Here is a 1,107-nt window from a genome sequence, read left to right as displayed (position 1 = left end):
GCCGTCGCCCATGCGCTCAACCGCCGACCGCGGAGAACTCTCGGCTGGAAGACACCAGCCGAAGCCCTCGACGAACACCTACGATCGCTCCAACAACCTCGTGTTGCGACGACCGGTTGAATCCGCCCAATCCCTCTGTGACCTCCTGGCTCGCTCGCCCCGGCAGCGCACGTGGCGCCCGACTGTCGTTGATTGCCTGTCTCACCATGCCTGGCCTGATCGCGGCGCTGGCCAGCCTGATCGCTCTGCCAGACTGGGTGCCACTGGCTGCGGTAGTCGTAGCGGCGCTGGTCGTCAGCCAGCTGGTGTGGACCCGAGGCATGTGGAGGGCCGCTTCGTTTGCGGTCAAGACCTTGACGGTGGCCACATTCCTCGCGTCCACCTTTTGGATGATGGCGATGACGCAGGCGCCCCGGACCACCGTGCTCGCCCTGCGGGGGGAGCCGGTGGTGGCAACGATCGTGAAGCACGACATCACCCATTACCCCGGCCGCTCAGGTGGGTACGACGAGCACTGCTACCGTCTGGAGCGCACCGACAGCACTCCTGTATTCGGCCGGATCTGCCGCGATTCGGATGAGTTCACGGTAGGTGACAGGATCACCCTGCTAGTGGACCCGAGTGGTCTGATCGCGCCCGAGACCCCGGATGAAGTTGCCTACGCCCGCAGCTGGCAGATCATGGGGCTGGTCAGTCTCGTGGCGACCCTCGCCTTGTGCTGGATCAGCGGCGGACTTACACCGCTCGCCGGCGGCGAGTAAGCGCCTGGGCCATCTGTAAAGCATCAGGTGGGACGGATTTGTCAAGCACGTGGTGGGACAAGGCAGCGGACCTTGTCAGCGGACCTTGTCAGGGTGATCCGACAACAGATCCGCGACACATGTCCGCCAACTGATGTGCGACAGATCCAGCGACCTAGGGCGGCAGGTTGGCCGCCGACGAAATGTCCTGTCATGGCACCCCTTTATGTCAAGACACCGGGGAGTTGCCCCCTGGTCCTGGACACTTGAACCTTGGATCGTGATGGTCCGGGGAGATCAGGAGTCCCTGACAGATGGTGAACAAGCACTACCCCGCGGAGTTCAAGGCCGACGCGGTGGCGTTGTA

1 protein-coding gene is annotated in these 1,107 nt (G+C 63.7%); it reads left to right on the top strand.

Annotated features, from left to right (window positions below):
* Window positions 1-206: 206 nt before the first annotated feature.
* Window positions 207-761 (top strand): hypothetical protein, encoded by a 555-nt coding sequence (locus DKL51_RS30855; RefSeq protein ID WP_185734980.1) that lies wholly within the window; start codon window positions 207-209, stop codon window positions 759-761.
* The last annotated feature ends 346 nt before the right edge of the window (window positions 762-1,107 follow it).

Source organism: Micromonospora globispora (assembly GCF_003857015.1).
Lineage (GTDB): Bacteria > Actinomycetota > Actinomycetes > Mycobacteriales > Micromonosporaceae > Micromonospora > Micromonospora globispora.
The sequence above is the reverse complement of the archived record's forward strand: the minus strand, read 5'-3'. Positions and strand labels throughout refer to the sequence as shown.

What these genes read in the sequence shown, in the direction of transcription:
- DKL51_RS30855 (WP_185734980.1), top strand. Translation starts at nt 207, where the DNA reads ATGCCTGGCCTGATCGCGGCGCTGGCCAGCCTGATCGCTCTGCCAGAC.